We start from the raw sequence: 19281 nt of genomic DNA, 5'->3' as shown, positions 1-19281 counted from the left end.
TTGGGGATTGGGGATTAGGTATCAGGTATTGGGGATTAGGAATAAAAATGTAAATTTTTCATTGTAATCCCCAGTCCCTAGTAACCAGTGCCCATTGCCCCTAATCCCCAACGCCACTTGCGCGACTGTCGGGCATTGCCCGCCCAACGCAGTGGCTCCTCCCTCCGGTCGCGGGGGCCCCGAGTTCCCCAGTCCCTAGTACCCAGTCCCTAGTACCCAGTCCCCAACCCCCAGTCCGGTCAACAATAGTGAATCAGATAGCAAATATTATGCCTATTGAGGTTTTGTTAGTAGAAGACAATCCTGGTGATGCCCAATTAACGCGCATTGCTTTGGAAGATAGCAAAATCTCAATTCACCTGAATGTAGTCGAAGATGGTGTAGAGGCGATGGCATTTTTGCGAAAACAGGAAAAATACGCTCACGTTCCCCACCCCGATATTGTACTGCTGGATTTAAACCTACCCAGAAAAGACGGGCGAGAAGTACTGGCAGAAATCAAAACTGATGACAATCTCAAGCGAATTCCGGTAGTTGTGCTGACAACTTCCCAAGCAGAAGAAGATGTTCTTAGGGCATATGAACTGGCCGCTAACTGTTACATAACTAAGCCAGTTGACTTCGATCAGTTCGTTAAAATTGTACAATCCATAGAACATTTCTGGTTTGCAATTGTAAAACTGCCACCGGAGTAATGGCAATGGCAGGTGAAATTATTAAAGTTTTACTAGTTGAAGACAACCCTGGTGATGTCTTTTTATTGCAAGAGTTTTTAAAGGAGGTAACTACAGCTAGGGTAGAATTACAGCCAGTTGAAAGGCTGAGTGAAGCCCTGGAATGCCTAGTTAACGATAGCTTTGATGTGATGCTGTTAGACCTTTCATTGCCTGATAGCCAGGGAATGGAAACTTTTGTCAGAGCAACTCATCAAGCTAAAGCAACTCCCATCATCGTGCTGACGGGTATAGATGATGAAACTTTGGCTTTGCGAGCAATGCAGGAAGGAGCGCAGGATTATTTAGTCAAAGGACAAGTGACTGGAGACTTGCTAGTGCGTTCTATGCGTTATGCCATTGAGCGTCAACAGGTAGAAAATGCACTACGACAAAGTGAAGAACGATTTCGAGTTGCCTTCAAAAACTCTCCGATTTTTGTCTTCAACCAGGATAAAGAGTTACGTTATACCTGGGTTTATAATTCGATTTCTGGTTGGACATCTGAAGACATGTTAGGTAAACATGACTTTGATCTAATGCCAGCCAAAGATGCCGAGCGCCTGACTGCCATTAAGCATAGTGTACTCACTAGCGGTATTGGCACTAGAGAGGAAATATGTATCACTACTTCTTATGGAACTCGATATTATGATTTGACTGTTGAGCCATTGCGGAATGAATTAGAAGAAATTGTTGGTATCACCTGCGCTAGTATTGATATTAGCGAACGGCAAGCAGCATTGCGCGATCGCCAGCTGGCTCAAGAAAAAATCAGTGAACAAGCCGCATTATTAGACATCACCACTGATGCAATTTACGTGCGCGATTTAGAAAATAAAATTTTATATTGGAATAAAGGCGCAGAAAATCTTTACGGTTGGAAGGCTCATGAGGCTTGGGGCAAAAATGCCAGCGAGTTGTTATATAATGAACCCTCCCCAGAAATTGAAGCAGCTCTGTTGAATGTCATCACTAAAGGTAAGTGGCAAGGCGAGTTAACTAAAACTACTAAAACTGGCAAGGAAGTTTTAGTTTCTAGCCGTTGGAGTTTGGTAAAAAATTCATGGAGTAAGCCTAAGTCAATTCTGACTGTTGATACAGACATTACCGATAAAAAACACTTAGAAGCACAACTATTTCGTGCCCAACGGCTGGAAAGTATAGGTACATTAGCTAGTGGCATCGCCCACGACCTCAACAATATCCTGACACCAATTTTGGCAGGAGCGCAACTCTTACCACTGAAATTTCCTGATGCTGATGAACGGACTCTGCATCTATTAGAAATTTTGGAAATTAATGCTAAACGCGGAGCTGATTTGGTAAAGCAGGTGTTGTCATTTGCACGGGGTGTAGAAGGTAAGCACATCACTTTGCAAATCAAACACTTAATCGTAGAAGTTGCCAAAATTCTTAGAGAAACCTTTCCCAAATCTATTGAAGTTTGCATAGATATTCCACACGAATTATGGATGGTTTCTGGTGATAGTACACAACTTCATCAAGTATTGATGAATCTATGTGTTAATGCCCGTGATGCCATGCCTAATGGCGGTAAATTAATTATTGCTGCCCAAAATCTGTTTATTGATGAAAATTATGCCCGGATGAACGTGGAGTCCAACGTCGGCCCATATGTAGTTATAAGTGTTTCAGATACAGGAGTTGGTATTTCAGGAGAAATTTTAGATAGAATTTTTGAGCCATTTTTTACCACAAAACCAGTAGGACAAGGTACAGGATTGGGACTTTCTACCGTTATTGGGATTATCAAAAGCCATCAGGGTTTTGTGGATGTGCTGAGTGAGGTAGGCCGTGGCACCTGCTTTAAGGTATATTTGCCAGCGGTGGGGGGAATAGAAAAACATGATATAGAAGATTTATTACCACATACAGGACATGGTGAATTAATTTTGGTTGTGGAAGATGAACCCTCAATTCAGGAGATTACTAAAACATCGCTCTTAACTCACCAATACCAAACTTTGATAGCTGGCGATGGCATTGAAGCGATCGCGCTATACGCTAAACATGCAGATGAAATCAGTGCTGTATTAATCGATTTAATGCTGCCTTCATTGGATGGTTTAACTGCTATCCGTACTTTGAAAAAAATTAACCCAGAGGTAAAAATTGTTGCTACCAGTGGACTTGCATCTAGAGAAAAACTAGGGGCAGTGGAGGAGATTGGTGTCACTACCTTTTTACCAAAACCCTACACTATTAATGAATTATTGCTAGCTTTACAGAAAATACTCAACTAGTTAGTATAAAAAAACTAAGCATTGCAGCGATCGCATAAACCCTGAATAGTTACTTCATAGGATTCGCCACGCAAACCAGGACGCAGGCTGTTAAGCTGTATACACTCAAAAGTATCCCAGGCGATATCTTCAATTGCACCGCATTGGCGACAATAGAAGTGATGATGGGGTTCAATATGGGCGTCATAGCGAGAAACCCCTTGCTCTAACAGTACCTCTCGCACAAGACCCACTTCTCTTAAGGCTTGTAAAGAACTATAAATTGTCGCCTGGGATGAAAGTGGAAAATCTTTGTTGAGATCCGTCAAGATTTGCTCAACTGTAGGGTGATCCGCACGAGATAACAAATTTGCATAGACTGCAAACCGCTGAGGAGTCACCCGCAAACCCTTAGACTTTAAGGTCTGAACAATTGCGCTTGCTTCTTGCTGCATAATTGCTGATACATTTAATAGTTCGTGTGGTTCATTATAATGCTTTATATAAATGTATCTATCTAAAGTTGGAATGGGTAACTATTTTAAGCAAATATAACTATTGAATATTTACTAAATCAGAATAATTCTGATTTTTGCCCACCCGATGTTATTAATCGTCCATCAATTTATTAGAATGTCAATTATGGCTGTGATCCAGAGAGTTCTGGACGTTGTATTCAAAATCTAAAAGATTTTCATTGAGCCAGGTTTTGATGACAACTGTCCCAGCGATCCTCTTGAAGTCTTGGATGCAGATACCATGTTAGGTTACTTGAAAGGAGTTAAAACTGCGATCGCGGTGTAAGTTTGGGCACAATTCCATCATTGGCACATCCACATCATAGTAGGATTGCACAGTTAGCTGAGCGCTCCTATCAGAAATTTCAACCTTGGGGGACACATGAAGCTCGATTTCGACCTATTTGTAATTGGTGCAGGTTCCGGTGGTATTGCAACTGCTAGACGAGCAGCAGAATATGGTGCAAAGGTAGGGATTGTTGAGTTTGACCGATTAGGTGGAACTTGCGTCAATCGTGGCTGTGTCCCTAAAAAGTTAATGCTTTACGCCTCCCAATTTCCTGATTTGTTTGAGGATGCTCAAGCATACGGTTGGAGTCCTGTCCAAAGTTCTTTGGATTGGGAAAAGATGATTACAGCAGTCAACAATGAGGTGAATCGTCTGAATGGGATTTATCAAAAAATGCTGGATAATTCCAAGGTGGAAGTTTTGCAGGGATACGGCAAATTTGTTGATGCCCATACAATTTTAATAGGCGATGCCTCCGGCGGGCTACGCCAACGCCAAGTTACAGCAGACAAAGTTTTGATTGCCGTAGGTGGACATCCTGTCATACCAAAGATTTTGGGAATTGAACATGCCATTACCTCCGATGATATTTTCCACCTCAAGGAACAACCCCAGCGCATGGTGATTTTTGGTGGAGGTTATATCGGTGTAGAATTTGCCTCCATCTTGAACGGAATGGGAACTGAAGTTACCTTAGTTCTGCGCGGTGACAAGATTTTGCGCGGTTTTGATGAAGATTTGCGAACTGAAGTGCAACAGGGAATGGTGAATCATGGGATTCGTATTCTCAACAACATTCAACTGATTGCCATCGATAAAACTGCGGATGGCGTGAAGGTCATACTTGGTAGAGATGATCAATCTGAAGAGACAATAGTTACTGATGCTGTCAGTTTAGCTGCGGTTGGTCGCAAACCAAATACCAAGAATCTCGGTTTAGAAAATACTAAAGTTAAACTGCGTGATGGGGCAGTTGTAGTTGATAAATACAGCCGCACCACAGAAGAAAATATCTATGCAGTGGGAGATTGTACAAACAAGATTAACCTGACTCCAGTAGCAATTAATGAAGGTCGGGCCTTTGCAGACACTGTATTTGGTGGCAAGTCTCGCACCATGAGTTATGAAAATGTGCCATCAGCCGTCTTCTCAACACCAGAAGCTGCAACTGTAGGGCTGACTGAGGCAGAAGCCAGAGAAAAATATGGTGATGCGGTAAAAATATATCGCAGTCGTTTCCGACCAATGTATTATACATTACCTGGAAAAGATGAAAAAACCATGATGAAATTAGTGGTGCATGAAAAAACCGATAAGGTGTTGGGGGCACATATGGTGGGCAACCATGCCGCAGAAATTATTCAGGGAGTAGCGATCGCTGTTAAGATGGGTGCTACTAAAGCTAACTTTGACGCTACCGTAGGGATTCATCCTACTTCTGCTGAAGAATTTGTCACTATGCGCTAATACCAATTCGATATCAAGTTACAGTTTATTGATGTAGGAGCAATTGATGAATTGCTCCTACAAACGCAAAATATACAAAGAATCGTCTGGTTGCCAATCTGGACGTGCTACAGCGTAGTACACGACATCGAAGTTGTAAAAGTGGCCATCTTTCTCATACTTCATGCCGATTTTCTCAAATATACGTATTGAAGCAATGTTTTGAGGTTGAGCGATCGCGACTATGCGATCCAGGTTTACCTGCCAAAACCCATACTTCAAAGTAGCCACAGAAGCTTCTGTCCCTAATCCCATTCTCCAATAAGATTTGTTAAACACATAGCCAAGTTCAACCTCTGGGGTGTTTTCCAAAAAACCCAATCCACAGCGGCCAATGATTTTACCGCTATCTTTGTGTATAACTGCCCACATCCCAAAGTTGTGTTCTTGCCAATGTTGAATATGTTTGTGTAAACTTGCCTGTGTCTGTTCTCTGTTTCTAGGCGACAGATACCTCATAACTTCTGCATCGCTGTAGAGGCTATACAGGTCATCTAAGTCATCTAAAGTAAAGTGTCTGAGTCGCAGTCTTGCGGTTTCTATCTCAGGCATAGTATTAATGCTAGGTGCGAATGTTACATTAATTAAAAGTCTTTTTTCTATTGTAAAAATTAATATAATGCTCTTACTATGAGCATCTACCAATCTGTCAAAAAATCTTACAAAAAAAACCGTTGGCGTCATAATGACTGGCGGTTATTCCTGCGTTTATTACCCTATGCCCGTAAAAATGGAGGACTATTAGCCCTAGCACTGTTTCTAATTGTGCTGATTGCTGTTGCCGTTGCCGTACAACCATTGTTAATTGGACAGATTATCTCTTTAATTCGCAAAGAACCTAGCACATACGAGTTTTTCAGAAATCGCCCTTTGTGGCAAGGGTTAAATATCCTGCAAGGATTATTGCTAGGTATGATTCTGATTAGGCTGATATTAACAGGTTTTCAGGGTTATCTCTTACAGAAAATTGGGCAACAAATTACAGCGGCAATTCGCCAAGACTTATTTAATCATGTAACATCCTTGGCAGTGCGTTTTTTTGACCGCACACCCGTAGGTAAAATAATTACTAGGCTTACCAGCGATGTGGAAGTCTTAGGAGATGTCTTCTCTACTGGGGCCATCGGCATTATATCTAATTTGTTCACCATGCTAGCGATCGCTGGCTTGATGTTCTCTATCCAATGGCAACTTGCTTGCTTGCTACTGTTAATGTTGTTGCCGATTACTGTGATAGTTAATTACTTACAACAGCAGTATCGCCAAGCCAACTATAAAGTACGTGAAGAACTTTCTGTCCTGAACTCTCAGCTACAAGAAAATATAGTCGGCATTAATGTAGTGCAGTTGTTCCAACGAGAAAAATTTAATGCCGAAATGTTTCGGAATACTAACAAACGCTACACCCAACAATCAGATAAAACCATTTTTTATGATTCAGCTGTTTCAGCAACCTTAGAATGGATCGCCTTGATTGCTATTGCAGGGGTTTTGTGGATAGGTGGTTGGTTACTTTTGGGCAAAAATCTGACTTTCGGTACATTGTCTGCATTCATTTTATATGCACAGCGGTTATTTGACCCTCTGAGGGAGTTTGCTGAACAATTTACTGTAATTCAATCTGGGTTTACCGCTATTGAACGAGTAACTGATATATTGGATGAACCGATAGAAATACGCGATCGCGGCAATCCTCGGTTTTCAATCTTTGATGCTCAATTTGGCTACATAGATGAAATAGAAGCCAATCTGGAAGCACAAGAACTCAATACCACGCCAGAGTTGGGAGAAATTCGCTTTGAACATGTCTGGTTTGCTTACAAAGATGATGATTATGTAATCAAGGATTTAGATTTCACGATTCATCCTGGTGAAAAAGTTGCATTAGTAGGGCCTACTGGTGCCGGTAAAAGTTCAATTATTCGTCTTTTGTGTCGCCTCTACGAACCCACTCAAGGACGGATTTTAGTAGATGGCGTTGATATTAGGGAATTACCACAAGCGGAATTGCGACGCTATATGGCTGTGATTTTGCAAGAAGGTTTTTTGTTTGCTGGAGATGTCAAAGGTAATATTACACTAGGCGATCGCTACAGTTTTGAAGAAATTCAAGACGCTGCACAAAAAACAAACATTGCCAGTTTTATTGAACAATTGCCTTTGGGATATGATACCCAACTGCGACAACGGGGCACAAATCTTTCTAGTGGACAAAAGCAACTTTTAGCCTTTGCGCGTGCAGCTATTCGTAATCCCCAAATTTTGATATTGGATGAAGCAACCGCAAGCCTGGATGTCGGAACAGAAGCTTTAATTCAATCAGCATTAAACGAGCTTTTAGCGCAACGCACTGCTATAATCATAGCCCACCGTTTATCTACAATTCGCAATGTGGATCGAATTTTTGTGTTGAAGCGAGGCGAACTAATAGAACAGGGAAGCCATGAAGAATTATTGCAACAAGGCGGAATGTATGCCACATTACATAATTTACAAATGTTAGGAACTTAGAAATACGCAAACAATAGCTAAAGCTATTATTTACCTGTAAAGTATATACTTGAGGCTTTATCTGTTGCCCAATTTTAACGAATTGGTATTATTACAACCTAACTGTGAAGGAATAAGCAACACATTAAAAACAAAATACTCATAGCTAATATCATATCCTTTGCTTATTACTTATTAAACCCGAAAACCCCGCCTCACCAAAGCTATGCTTTATTCCCCTTCCCCGTGAACGGGGAGGGGTTAGGGGTGGGGTGCTTCACGTTTATAAAATAATCAAGCGTATATGCTATTATAGCAAAGTGCTGAGTACTGAGTATAAACCTAGTTATTTCAAGGCTTTGAGCCATCAGCATTGTCCTAACAGATGTGACCACGGCTATAGTCGTAAACTCGTAAATATTTTTTTGGTTGTTAACAGTTAGCAGTTATCAGTTAACAACCTCTACAAATTGATTACAATTCATAGCATAATTGCCATATTTTTATGTACTATAAGCAACAACTTTGCTAGAAGCTAGCCAGAGGCTATCCACAGCATATTTCACATAAATTAAATTTTTAGTTGCATTACAAGAACTTTTCACTTGTAATGTTTTTGTTTCATCTTTAACAAGTTTAACCTGGTACGTATATTGAGAACCAGAACTTTGTTCAAAAGTTAGTTCTCCCAAAATAGTATTGTTGTCTAAACTTTGTTCAATGATTTTACCTACCACTTTATAATTAAACCAATCCCATCCATATTGCAAAATTAATTCTCTTTCTAAAATCTGCATCGCAGTTGGGAGAATTCCCCAGCCTCTATAAACTTTATTTAGGCATTGAATGTCACCACTGCGGGTCAAAATCGACTGAAAAGAATCTTGATCTAGAACACCATAATATCTTCCTTCTGGTAAATCTATCGCTGTTGGTGCAAATCGATGTCCACCAAAGTGGCTAGATTTCCATAGGCGAATATTGTTGAAGTCTAAATTAGAAATAGTAGCGTTAGCATAGAAATAAAAAGGATTACCATATCTAGCACAACACCGATCATGGCTACCATGTGTACAGACTAAAATATCTCTGGTTACATTTGTTTCTATTACATATCCAGAATTTTTACCTGATAACCATTTTCTCACTGCTACTGCTACTTGTTCAATATTTGGCAGTTTAAATTCGTGCTTACTATATCCTTGGCTTAGTCCCTCAAGTCTATGATAAATCAACAAAGTTGTATGATCTACTTTGTGTGATGAATCATTAGCAATTAACAGAAACCTGATCGGCAGTCTAGCACGCTGTACCTCTTCTACTAAAACCTGTAAATTATTTGGCACCCATTTGGAGTTAAAAGCTTCTGATGTCCAAGGTGGTGGACACTCCACTAGAATATAAGTTTGGTAATTAGTTGCACTACCAATAACATCTTCTCCTACTTGTCTTGTATAGTCAGAACAGAAAAAGGTATTCATTGCTCGTACTCATTCGGTTTATCTTATGGGCAAACGGTATAATTCGATGAAATTGTGTCCTTGCTTACAATATCTTTGGCTTAGAAAGATAAAAAACAATCATCTTGGATTTACTAGTAAAAACAAGGTAGCCACTTTATAACATCATTTTTAATAAACGTCTTTCCGGTTAATCAAATCTCTAAAATTGAGTCAGGCAATTTTTTTTAAGATACACCTCCATAACTACAATAATACTTTTTCCAGCTTATTGCTAATTATTAGCAATAAGCTGATAAAATTGGGTACAACTAGTTCAAGGGTGATTGTTTTTATACCCTAGATTCACAATATCTGGGTTTCATAAAAAAACCAGTTAATCAATATCATGATAGCAATGAAGCACCAATACCAACAAATTTGGTGTTAACTTTGTGACTTCATTTGAGCGACTGTAGCAAGGATCATAGTTGTTGAGGTCTATGCATTGAATCTAACTGAAGTCTATAAGGAATGCAAGTATTTGATAATTTTTATAACTTTTGCTAATATATATGCTCCCTAAATGCTAGCTAAATTAAAGTTTACAAGCAGGCAATCGCTAACAGACCTGATGGCAATAAGTATTATTACTTTCTATATAATAGATAAAATTTCTCAATTATATAGAATTGTTGCATATAGTTGAGTATTACTTATGTTGTTCCTATCTATAAGGAGAAGCGGATATTAATACATCGAGATTATTAACTCAGGACTTACGCAAAAATCGCCACAAAGCTTAATTTATCGAACCGCCAAGACGCCAAGAACGCCGAGAATTCATAGAGCGTGCGTAAGTCCTATAACTATTGAAATACATACAATTATGGCTGTTGCTTATTTCCACTTTTCTAGAGAGTTGAATGATTTTCTACCACGGCATAAAAGGCATACTAAAATAGTATATTCTTTCACAGAAAGAGCTTCAATTAAGGATATGATTGAGTCTTTGGGTGTGCCACATACAGAAGTTGATTCTATTGAAGTGAATGCAAAAAGTGTAGATTTTTGTTATATCGTCCAAGATGCAGATAACATCAATATCTATCCGATTTCTGCTAGAAATTCTATTTATCCAAAAATAGAACTACGACCAGAACCACTGAGTAGTATTCGCTTTGTTTTAGATATTCATTTAGGAAAGCTAGCGACATCTTTAAGATTGTTAGGTTTTGATACTTTATACCGCAATGACTATAAAGATGAGGAATTAGCACTCATATCACACAATGAATCACGAGTACTTTTAACTCGTGATAAAGGTCTACTGATGCGTAGTTTAGTAATTTATGGTTATTATGTTAGAAATACTAATCCACAGCAGCAAATAGTAGAAGTACTGCAACGCTTCGATTTATTTAATGTAGTCTCACCTTTTCAAAGATGTTTGCGTTGCAACGGAATTTTAGAAGCTATAGCTAAAGAATCCATTGTTGACCAACTACCAGAAACTGTACAATTGCAAATTGATGAATTTCATCGTTGTCAAAACTGTGGTCAAATTTATTGGAAAGGCTCCCATTATGAACGGTTACAACAATTTGTTCAATCGTTAATGGCTAATGGTAATTAGTTAAATTCAACTCTTTATTTATATCTTTTTATTAGTCAAAAACTATGACATTAATCTTAGCATTAGATTTTGGTGGGACTAAATTGGCAGCAGGTATCGCACATCTTGGTTCTAGGGAGTGGTTGCGTTATGAACGTCGCCTTTCACCAGCAAGTGCAGATGCTAAAACGGACTTAGAAATTATGCGATCGCTCATTTATTCTTTATTAGAAGGAGTAACTCCCTCTGTAATTGGTGTCAGCTTTGGCGGCCCGGTAGACGCCACTACAGGGACAGTGCGCCTATCCCATCATGTAGCTGGATGGGAAAATATTCCTCTCAAAGATTTGCTAGAGGCAGAGTTTGGTGTTCCTGCTAGTGTAGACAACGATGCCAATGTTGCTGCTTTGGGTGAATATCGTTTTGGTGCAGGTCAAGGATGCCATAGCCTGTTTTACATTACCGTCAGCACTGGTGTAGGTGGTGGTTGGATACTCAATGGCAAGCCTTGGCGAGGTATGTCAGGAATGGCTGGCGAAATTGGACATATGGTTGTAGACCCCAATGGCCCGGTGTGTTTGTGTGGCAAGCGGGGATGTGTGGAACGTTTGGCATCGGGGCCTTACATGGCGCAAAATGTGAGGGAAATTTTGGAAAACGAACAACAGAGGCACAGAGAAGCCAGTGTGTTGCGGGGGTTCCCACGGCAGTCCGCTCAAGTCGGGAAACCCGCCCACGCGGCTGCCTCCCCGTTGAAGCAACTGGCGCGACGGAGAGGGGGAGAGGTACTGAGGGCTTTGGTGGGGGATAATTTACAGTTGTTAACGGGGCAGTTGGTAAGTCAAGCTGCCGCAGATGGGGATGATGTGGCTAAGGAGGTTTTGTATCAGGCAGCTTGGGCGCTAGGTTTAGGTATTGGTAATGTGGCGAATTTGATGAACCCACAACGTTTTGTCTTAGGAGGTGGTGTCACAAAGGCAGGTGAGATTTTCTGGCAAGGATTGCGAAAAGTGGCACGGGAGACGGCTTTACCAGAAGTTACTTTTGAAATTGTTCCCGCAGCACTAGGAGATGAAGCACCACTGTGGGGTGCTGTAGCCTTAGCTGAATCACTATTCACAATGAAATAAGCGAAAATCTCTTTCCCAATTCCCAATTCCCCATTCCCTATTTACAACACAGAAGATTTATTTTCCGTCGCTTGCATAAAAGCCTCAAATTGACCATTGGGTGTCCATTGGATAGCGCCATCTCGCCCGGTAAAAAATAGTTTTGTTTGGCTTTGACTCAGTTCAGATAAAGTTTTGGAGTCAAGGTTGTTGGAGGAAGCGATCGCTACCTGTGGTTTTAGTGCTATGACTAAATCTTGCAAAGACTCAGGATTGCACCACAATACTTGTGGGCTTGGCCAACTCCCTGTTTGAACTAGCTTTAACACTTCTTGTGGTTTGACATTTCCCACTATTAGCCAACTTTGTCCTAAAATTTGCAGCTGTAAAATAGGCTGGTCGTTAACTAATTGTGCCAATGTTGAACCAGTATTTACAGTTTGACCGATTAGTGAAGGCTGATAGATTCCTTGCTGTTTTTGCAATAATTGTTGAATTGCTTGGTCGGCAATATTATTTTCGGTTTTAGCTGAATAAGTATAAAAAGTTTTAATCGGTAAATTTTGCAGTATTTCTAACCAAGCATCAGTTTCTTTCGTTTGGAAATCACTAGCGATCGCTGCATCGATTTGATTGACACCCTGTTGTTGTAAAAATGGTACAATTGTGTAGCGTCCTGTACCTTCATCTCCACTATTAATCAAGGTAACTTTTCCTTGGTCTTGAACAACTATAACTGGTTCTGTACCTGTTTCTAATAAGGTTATCTTCAATAATGTGTTGGCAGAATGCCAAGCTGGAACGAGTACAATACCAAAAGCTATTAAACTCGCAAACCACCAGCGTCTTTTCCACCAATCTACCAACCAAGCTAATATAATTATTGTATAGATTGCTAATAACTGCCAAGTTGATATACTGCCCACAGCAACAGAATTTCCCGGCAAATTGGTAAAAAATTCAACTAACTGAATTAGCCAATCAGTAGGGTAATGCAATACTTCTGCTAAAGTACTCCCTGCCGCTGGCCAAATTAATGCTGCTATGGCACTAACAATACCACCAATACTAATAACTGAAATTAGAGCTGTGGTAATAATATTTAGTAATAAACTATAAGTAGGTACAACTCCAAAAACAAAAAATTGTACAGGTAAAGTCCAAATTGTAGCAGCAAGGGGAACAGCAATTAAAGCAGCGATCGTGGTTGGTAACCATGCTAAACCTCGAACAATCGGGGATACAGTGACTATTAATCCCAAAGTTGCTAAAAAGCTTAATTGAAAACCTAAATCCCAAATCCATAAAGGATTAAATATTAGTAACAAAGTTGCTGCTAATAGTAATGAACCAAATTGTTGGACTTTCCGATTTAATAACAGACCAATTAATGCTGCAAAACCCATAATTACGGCTCTGAGAACCGCAGGCTGGAAACCTGTTAAACTCAGAAATATAATTAAAGCTAATAAGCCAAGAGTAAATTGTGTCGCCTTTTTTGTCCGCTTTGTCAACTGTAAGATCACACCTAAAATCAAGGAAGTTTGAAACCCCGAAGCTGCCAAAGCATGAGCTAATCCTGCTTGTACAAATAAATCGCGGATATCGTAGGGTAAATCAACCGCTTTGCTACCCAAAACCATCGCACTGACAAGGGGCCCTTCTGGAATACCTAACCAACGAACTTGCGATCGCACAATTCTCTCCCGAATTTGCCACCATCCCCATTGACGTTTCTCATCTGTATCTAAAATATTGATCTGCCGTCCACTTAAACCAGCAAATGCTCCTTCTTGTTTGAGAAACTTCTGAAAGTCAAAAGCGCCAGGGTTGGATGCTGCTTTTGGTTTGTATAAAATCCCAGTTATGGCGATTTGTTGACCAGGGTATAAGCCAGTGGCCTGAAGTACAGGTACTGTTACGTACAATTTCCCGGTTACACCTTTCGGAATATTTGCTGGCCCTTGATCATTTTTTACCTCATCAAGCTGAGTCGCTTCTAACCAAAATTGTCCTCGCTGGCCGCGAGTCAAGCGAGGATTACTCGCCACTTCACCACGAACAATTACCAATTGTTCTTGAATATTGTTGTTTTCAGGGGGAACAAATGTACTGATATCTTTTGCTCCTGGTTGCGGCACCCGCCATTGAAAATATACAGTTGCCAATAAACCTACTAAACCAGCAGCTACCCATACTCGTGGATGGAGAATAGTTTGCTTGGTATTAGGTATTGTCTTGGTTTTCCTGTCAGTCTTTTCTGGTGGTTTCGGTAGAAGTTGCCGTGATTTGGGATAACGTCTTCTAAATAGAACACCTCCCACTATCCCCAAAATCAAAATCCACACTCCACCCCAAGGAACTGCTGTAAACAGCAATCCTAGAATGTAGCCAAGACAAATAATCACACCACTGGTTTGAATCATAAAACTTCTGGTAAAAGCATCTGGCAAAGATAATTTGCAGCTGAGTTAAGAATAGCCAAAGGAGCAGTCAAGAAAAATTTTGATGCTTGTGGTGAAGTATAGTTCATAGAGTTTATACAAACAAAGCCTGCGAACGCAGGCTTTGTTTGTGTAGCTTCACTTTATTTAAAGTAAAGATATGACAGCATTTAAGAATCGCTGCATCATTGCATTATAAAGATATACCCAACTTTAACCCAAGCGCCGCGTGGAGAAACAGAATCCCAAGTGCTACGCTTCCCAAGTAAGCATGTACTGCACGTAACCCTGGTTTGTTGCCGCCAAATCCACTTAGAGAAATTGCACCATTGACGAGTAACAGTAACAGTACCAGCGAACCAGTCCAAAAATGGGGACTTTCAAAAATTGGTTGACGCTGCATTACTAAGGACAACACCCCACCTGTGTAACCACCCGCTAGGAATAAAAACAGCCACGGTGCTAATAGTCGATGAGCAATCCGACTTTTAATAGCAGCATCTTTATCTTTACCCTCAAGCAGTTTTCCTCGCCAACCTGCCACTCCTACAAAAGTACCGACAACAAAAATAACTATCGCCATCATCGCCGGATGTCCCCAATGTACAATAGGCTCAGGGATTCCCAAAGAACGAAACCAAGCTGCGATCGGTTCTAGAATCTCACTAACATTAACCATATATCTCACACCATCTTTATGGCTTACAGTAATGCACTTCCTTCAATATTAAGTATTGCAAATATTGTTGAATTTTCAAAAAGATTGGCGCTTTTTAGCTATATGGTTCTACATCTAACAATTACTACGGCAGAATAACCTCAAAAACTTGACTTTTGACAAGCAGGACTGTAGTGGCCCCTATTCTTCAACAGACTTTTTGCAAAGTCCTGCTTGAAGTATCTTTCTTTGGCTTTTTGCAACTTTGCACCAGACAAACATTTAAATAGTCAAAGCAGTCAAGATTAAATTGACTGGCACAGGCTGTTGAGGTAATCGTGTTTAGCTGCAAAATACTCAGCAACTTCTGTGGAAGTAAGCACTATCACTTCTGTTCCAGGACGGATTGGTTGTAATAATGCGTTCACGCTGCACTGAAAACTGCTAGCCTTTCTGTACACGCACCTAGCACTTATACCAGGTATCTGAAAGTAATCACCAATGTGTAGTTGTTCAAAAGTCATCATATGATCAACCTCAATAAAGAAGGAGAAGATAAGGAAATAAGAGTAGGTAAATAGAAAACTCCTTATCTTGTTTATTTTCTTTCGTTGTGTTGTCCTTTGCCAACACTACTCAAACCGCTATCTGCTTCAGTAGCGGAAAACCTAACTTTTCTCTTTGCTCAACATATAAATGAGCTATTTTGCGTGCCAAATGACGAATCCTAGCAATGTAACGAGTTCTTTCTGTTACTGAAATAACACCTCTAGCATCCAGCAAATTAAATGTGTGTGAACACTTCATTACATAATCTAGGCTAGGTAAGACCAATCCACGTTCCGTTAATTGGGTAGCTTCCTGCTCATACAAATTAAATAGTGTCAGTAGCAACTCAGGATTTGATGCTTCAAAATTGTAGGTACTCTGCTCAATCTCATTTTGCAGGAAGACATCTCCATAAGTAATCTTGTCTGTCCACTGAATCTTTGTAAATGCTTCCACTTGCTGGAGATACATCGTTAGTCGCTCTAACCCGTATGTAATCTCAATTGACACCGGACGGCAATCGATTCCTCCACACTGTTGGAAGTAGGTAAATTGAGTAATTTCCATCCCATCCAACCATACTTCCCAACCAGTACCCCAAGCTCCAACTGTTGCATCTTCCCAGTTGTCCTCCACAAACCGGATATCGTGGTCTTCTGGGCGAACACCTAAAGCCCTTAAAGAATCAAGATAAATTTCTTGAATATTATCTGGTGAGGGCTTAATCAGGACTTGGTATTGATAGTAGTGTTGGAAGCGATTAGGGTTTTCACCGTAACGTCCATCTGTTGGACGACGGCACGGTTCAACGTAAGCAACAGCCCAAGGTTCTGGCCCCAATGCTCTTAAAAATGTGTGGGGGTTTTTAGTGCCTGCTCCCTTTTCGATGTCATAGGGCTGGGCAATGAGACAACCGCGATCGCCCCAAAATTGATGCAGCGTAGCTATAACCGACTGAAAAATCACGCCAATACCTCCATATTTAGCACAATGCATACACCATTGTTGCTTACAACCCAGTGCTGTGGGGAGTTTTAGCGGACGAAAAAAATGTTTACAAAAAAAGAGGAAAAAGAGTTGACAGTCTTGAGTGGGTTAGTTATATTGGATAAGTGCCGAACAGAGAGCGCACGAAAGAGCGGCTCGGAAGGCATCAGAACCATGAAAATATTATAGTTTGAAAGCCATAATACCACAAGTAGCCTGAGTCAAGAAAATGAGAGCACCAGGCTGAGGTGGATAAATAAGCAGTCAAAAAGAGCTAATAAAAGCTTTCCATTGCAAAACGGAGAGTTTGATCCTGGCTCAGGATGAACGCTGGCGGTATGCTTAACACATGCAAGTCGAACGGTGTCTTCGGACACAGTGGCGGACGGGTGAGTAACGCGTGAGAATCTAGCTTCAGGTCGGGGACAACCACTGGAAACGGTGGCTAATACCGGATGTGCCGGAAGGTGAAAGATTTATTGCCTGAAGATGAGCTCGCGTCTGATTAGCTAGTAGGTGTGGTAAGAGCGCACCTAGGCGACGATCAGTAGCTGGTCTGAGAGGATGATCAGCCACACTGGGACTGAGACACGGCCCAGACTCCTACGGGAGGCAGCAGTGGGGAATTTTCCGCAATGGGCGAAAGCCTGACGGAGCAATACCGCGTGAGGGAGGAAGGCTCTTGGGTTGTAAACCTCTTTTCTCAAGGAAGAACACAATGACGGTACTTGAGGAATCAGCATCGGCTAACTCCGTGCCAGCAGCCGCGGTAATACGGAGGATGCAAGCGTTATCCGGAATGATTGGGCGTAAAGCGTCCGCAGGTGGCTATGTAAGTCTGCTGTCAAAGCGTCTAGCTCAACTAGATACAGGCAGTGGAAACTACATAGCTAGAGTGCGTTCGGGGCAGAGGGAATTCCTGGTGTAGCGGTGAAATGCGTAGATATCAGGAAGAACACCGGTGGCGAAAGCGCTCTGCTAGGCCGCAACTGACACTGAGGGACGAAAGCTAGGGGAGCGAATGGGATTAGATACCCCAGTAGTCCTAGCCGTAAACGATGGATACTAGGCGTGGCTTGTATCGACCCGAGCCGTGCCGTAGCTAACGCGTTAAGTATCCCGCCTGGGGAGTACGCACGCAAGTGTGAAACTCAAAGGAATTGACGGGGGCCCGCACAAGCGGTGGAGTATGTGGTTTAATTCGATGCAACGCGAAGAACCTTACCAAGACTTGACATGTCGCGAACTTTCCTGAAAGGGAGAGGTGCCTTCGGGAGCGCGAACACAGGTGGTGCATGGCTGTCGTCAGCTCGTGTCGTGAGATGTTGGGTTAAGTCCCGCAACGAGCGCAACCCTCGTTTTTAGTTGCCAGCATTAAGTTGGGCACTCTAGAGAGACTGCCGGTGACAAACCGGAGGAAGGTGGGGATGACGTCAAGTCAGCATGCCCCTTACGTCTTGGGCTACACACGTACTACAATGCTACGGACAGAGGGCAGCAAGCCGGCAACGGCAAGCAAATCCCGTAAACCGTAGCTCAGTTCAGATCGCAGGCTGCAACTCGCCTGCGTGAAGGAGGAATCGCTAGTAATTGCAGGTCAGCATACTGCAGTGAATTCGTTCCCGGGCCTTGTACACACCGCCCGTCACACCATGGAAGCTGGCAACGCCCGAAGTCATTACTCCAACGATTCGTCGGGGAGGATGCCTAAGGCAGTGCTGGTGACTGGGGTGAAGTCGTAACAAGGTAGCCGTACCGGAAGGTGTGGCTGGATCACCTCCTTTTGAGGGAGACCTACCCAACTTTGATTATCGAAAGCGATGGTGCAAATAGATACAAAGAAGGTCATTCCTAGGTCGTTCTTGGGACTTGATGGGGCTTTCAAACTATGATTTGGTTCGATTGGGCTATTAGCTCAGGTGGTTAGAGCGCACCCCTGATAAGGGTGAGGTCCCTGGTTCGAGTCCAGGATGGCCCACCTGAAGAAAGTTAGGAGTTAAGAGTTAGAAGTTAGGAGTAGAAAAACTCATAACAAATAACTAAAAACTGATAACTGATGGTCTGGGGGTTTAGCTCAGTTGGTAGAGCGCCTGCTTTGCAAGCAGGATGTCAGCGGTTCGAGTCCGCTAACCTCCACCTGAAAAAGCCAAGAACAGATAAGAGCAAATTCAGCAACATGACACTTGGGTGTCAGACTGCTGAGATTGTCTCAGCCAGAACCTTGAAAACTGCATAGTAACGCGAACATTAGCAGGCAGACACAGACATGAATGAAGTAGTGAAAGTGTTTGCATGGAGAAACACCAATAGTTGAAAGTGGTCAAGCTAATAAGGGCTGATGGTGGATACCTAGGCACACAGAGGCGAAGAAGGACGTGGTTACCGACGAAATGCTCCGGGGAGTTGGAAGCAAACATTGAGCCGGAGATATCCGAATGGGGCAACCCAGATTACAGCCTGTTGAATATATAGACAGGTATGAGCGAACCTGGCGAACTGAAACATCTTAGTAGCCAGAGGAAAAGAAATCAAGCAGAGATTCCCCAAGTAGTGGTGAGCGAACGGGGAAGAGCCTAAACCAAGAGGTTTACTTCTTGGGGTAGTGGGACAGCAATATCGAATCTAGAGGTTAGACGAAGCAGCTAAATACTGCACCAAAGAAGGTGAAAGTCCTGTAGTTGAAAACTGACTAGATAGTAGCTGAATCCCGAGTAGCAT

At 41.8% G+C, this 19281-nt stretch carries 13 protein-coding genes, 2 tRNA genes, 2 rRNA genes and 1 pseudogene (1 of these 18 running past the window's edge); 11 read left to right on the top strand and 7 right to left on the bottom strand.

Annotated elements, in window-relative coordinates:
* The first annotated feature begins 269 nt into the window (after nt 1-269).
* Both I8748_RS24660 and I8748_RS24655 read left to right on the top strand, forming a co-directional pair.
* Nucleotides 270-695: a response regulator gene (locus I8748_RS24660; protein WP_198127163.1), complete on the top strand. Its 426-nt coding sequence runs from the start codon at nt 270-272 to the stop codon at nt 693-695.
* Between the two features lie 5 nt (nt 696-700).
* The gene (locus I8748_RS24655; RefSeq protein WP_198127162.1) at nt 701-2980 is read left to right on the top strand and encodes a hybrid sensor histidine kinase/response regulator; all 2280 of its coding nucleotides are present in this window, start codon (nt 701-703) and stop codon (nt 2978-2980) included.
* Nucleotides 2981-2994: 14 nt separating this feature from the next.
* On the opposite strand, the gene I8748_RS24650 is transcribed toward I8748_RS24655, so the two are convergent.
* The gene (locus tag I8748_RS24650) at nt 2995-3414 is read right to left on the bottom strand and encodes a Fur family transcriptional regulator (protein ID WP_198127161.1); all 420 of its coding nucleotides are present in this window, start codon (nt 3412-3414) and stop codon (nt 2995-2997) included.
* A 232-nt stretch (nt 3415-3646) separates the two neighbouring features.
* On the opposite strand from I8748_RS24650, the pseudogene I8748_RS35315 reads away from it, so the two are divergent.
* Together I8748_RS35315 and gor are read left to right on the top strand one after the other, a co-directional pair.
* Nucleotides 3647-3763: pseudogene (locus I8748_RS35315) on the top strand (peroxiredoxin); the annotation flags it as partial.
* Nucleotides 3764-3859: 96 nt separating this feature from the next.
* The gene (gene gor, locus I8748_RS24645) at nt 3860-5233 is read left to right on the top strand and encodes a glutathione-disulfide reductase (protein WP_198127160.1); all 1374 of its coding nucleotides are present in this window, start codon (nt 3860-3862) and stop codon (nt 5231-5233) included.
* 57 nt (nt 5234-5290) lie between these two features.
* Here the strand turns inward: gor and I8748_RS24640 are convergent, their stop codons facing one another.
* The gene (locus I8748_RS24640) at nt 5291-5824 is read right to left on the bottom strand and encodes a GNAT family N-acetyltransferase (RefSeq protein ID WP_198127159.1); all 534 of its coding nucleotides are present in this window, start codon (nt 5822-5824) and stop codon (nt 5291-5293) included.
* A gap of 78 nt (nt 5825-5902) precedes the next feature.
* Between I8748_RS24640 and I8748_RS24635 the strand changes: the two genes are divergently transcribed.
* Nucleotides 5903-7783: an ABC transporter ATP-binding protein gene (locus I8748_RS24635; RefSeq protein ID WP_198127158.1), complete on the top strand. Its 1881-nt coding sequence runs from the start codon at nt 5903-5905 to the stop codon at nt 7781-7783.
* Between the two features lie 482 nt (nt 7784-8265).
* On the opposite strand, the gene I8748_RS24630 is transcribed toward I8748_RS24635, so the two are convergent.
* Nucleotides 8266-9243 (bottom strand): sucrase ferredoxin, encoded by a 978-nt coding sequence (locus I8748_RS24630; RefSeq protein WP_198127157.1) that lies wholly within the window; start codon nt 9241-9243, stop codon nt 8266-8268.
* An 847-nt stretch (nt 9244-10090) separates the two neighbouring features.
* On the opposite strand from I8748_RS24630, the gene I8748_RS24625 reads away from it, so the two are divergent.
* Both I8748_RS24625 and I8748_RS24620 read left to right on the top strand, forming a co-directional pair.
* On the top strand, nt 10091-10837 hold the full coding sequence (locus I8748_RS24625) for a Mut7-C RNAse domain-containing protein (protein ID WP_198127156.1): 747 nt from the start codon (nt 10091-10093) through the stop codon (nt 10835-10837).
* A gap of 44 nt (nt 10838-10881) precedes the next feature.
* A complete protein-coding gene (locus I8748_RS24620; RefSeq protein WP_198127155.1) occupies nt 10882-11946 on the top strand; it encodes an ROK family protein in 1065 nt (354 codons plus the stop codon).
* Nucleotides 11947-11987: 41 nt separating this feature from the next.
* On the opposite strand, the gene I8748_RS24615 is transcribed toward I8748_RS24620, so the two are convergent.
* The 4 genes from I8748_RS24615 to glyQ form a co-directional block, all read right to left on the bottom strand.
* The gene (locus I8748_RS24615; protein ID WP_198127154.1) at nt 11988-14351 is read right to left on the bottom strand and encodes a ComEC/Rec2 family competence protein; all 2364 of its coding nucleotides are present in this window, start codon (nt 14349-14351) and stop codon (nt 11988-11990) included.
* 211 nt (nt 14352-14562) lie between these two features.
* A complete protein-coding gene (locus I8748_RS24610) occupies nt 14563-15048 on the bottom strand; it encodes a DUF4079 domain-containing protein (protein ID WP_198127153.1) in 486 nt (161 codons plus the stop codon).
* A 284-nt stretch (nt 15049-15332) separates the two neighbouring features.
* The gene (locus I8748_RS24605; RefSeq protein ID WP_225896535.1) at nt 15333-15554 is read right to left on the bottom strand and encodes a hypothetical protein; all 222 of its coding nucleotides are present in this window, start codon (nt 15552-15554) and stop codon (nt 15333-15335) included.
* A gap of 109 nt (nt 15555-15663) precedes the next feature.
* Complete coding sequence (gene glyQ, locus I8748_RS24600; RefSeq protein ID WP_198127176.1) at nt 15664-16542, bottom strand: glycine--tRNA ligase subunit alpha; 879 nt, start codon at nt 16540-16542, stop codon at nt 15664-15666.
* A 316-nt stretch (nt 16543-16858) separates the two neighbouring features.
* Between glyQ and I8748_RS24595 the strand changes: the two genes are divergently transcribed.
* The 4 genes from I8748_RS24595 to I8748_RS24580 form a co-directional block, all read left to right on the top strand.
* Nucleotides 16859-18347, top strand: a 16S ribosomal RNA gene (locus I8748_RS24595).
* 120 nt (nt 18348-18467) lie between these two features.
* Nucleotides 18468-18541 (top strand) — tRNA-Ile (locus tag I8748_RS24590).
* Between the two features lie 85 nt (nt 18542-18626).
* Nucleotides 18627-18699, top strand: a tRNA-Ala gene (locus I8748_RS24585).
* Nucleotides 18700-18881: 182 nt separating this feature from the next.
* Nucleotides 18882-19281, top strand: a 23S ribosomal RNA gene (locus tag I8748_RS24580) (it continues 2481 nt past the right edge of the window).
* Together the 16S and 23S rRNA genes with 2 tRNA genes alongside form the textbook arrangement of a ribosomal RNA operon.

Origin of the sequence: Amazonocrinis nigriterrae CENA67, assembly GCF_016056305.1 — a bacterium.
Classification (GTDB): domain Bacteria; phylum Cyanobacteriota; class Cyanobacteriia; order Cyanobacteriales; family Nostocaceae; genus Amazonocrinis; species Amazonocrinis nigriterrae.
Note: the sequence above shows the minus strand (reverse complement) of the source record. Positions and strands in the feature narration are given on the sequence as shown.

Bases quoted from the DNA above. Each gene is read 5' to 3' on its own strand.
- I8748_RS24650 (WP_198127161.1), bottom strand. From the start codon at position 3,414: ATGCAGCAAGAAGCAAGCGCAATTGTTCAGACCTTAAAGTCTAAGGGT.
- I8748_RS24605 (WP_225896535.1), bottom strand. From the start codon at position 15,554: ATGATGACTTTTGAACAACTACACATTGGTGATTACTTTCAGATACCT.
- I8748_RS24660 (WP_198127163.1), top strand. From the start codon at position 270: ATGCCTATTGAGGTTTTGTTAGTAGAAGACAATCCTGGTGATGCCCAA.
- gor (WP_198127160.1), top strand. From the start codon at position 3,860: ATGAAGCTCGATTTCGACCTATTTGTAATTGGTGCAGGTTCCGGTGGT.
- I8748_RS24635 (WP_198127158.1), top strand. From the start codon at position 5,903: ATGAGCATCTACCAATCTGTCAAAAAATCTTACAAAAAAAACCGTTGG.
- I8748_RS24625 (WP_198127156.1), top strand. From the start codon at position 10,091: ATGGCTGTTGCTTATTTCCACTTTTCTAGAGAGTTGAATGATTTTCTA.
- I8748_RS24640 (WP_198127159.1), bottom strand. From the start codon at position 5,824: ATGCCTGAGATAGAAACCGCAAGACTGCGACTCAGACACTTTACTTTA.
- I8748_RS24630 (WP_198127157.1), bottom strand. From the start codon at position 9,243: ATGAATACCTTTTTCTGTTCTGACTATACAAGACAAGTAGGAGAAGAT.
- I8748_RS24615 (WP_198127154.1), bottom strand. From the start codon at position 14,351: ATGATTCAAACCAGTGGTGTGATTATTTGTCTTGGCTACATTCTAGGA.
- I8748_RS24620 (WP_198127155.1), top strand. From the start codon at position 10,882: ATGACATTAATCTTAGCATTAGATTTTGGTGGGACTAAATTGGCAGCA.
- I8748_RS24610 (WP_198127153.1), bottom strand. From the start codon at position 15,048: ATGGTTAATGTTAGTGAGATTCTAGAACCGATCGCAGCTTGGTTTCGT.
- I8748_RS24655 (WP_198127162.1), top strand. From the start codon at position 701: ATGGCAGGTGAAATTATTAAAGTTTTACTAGTTGAAGACAACCCTGGT.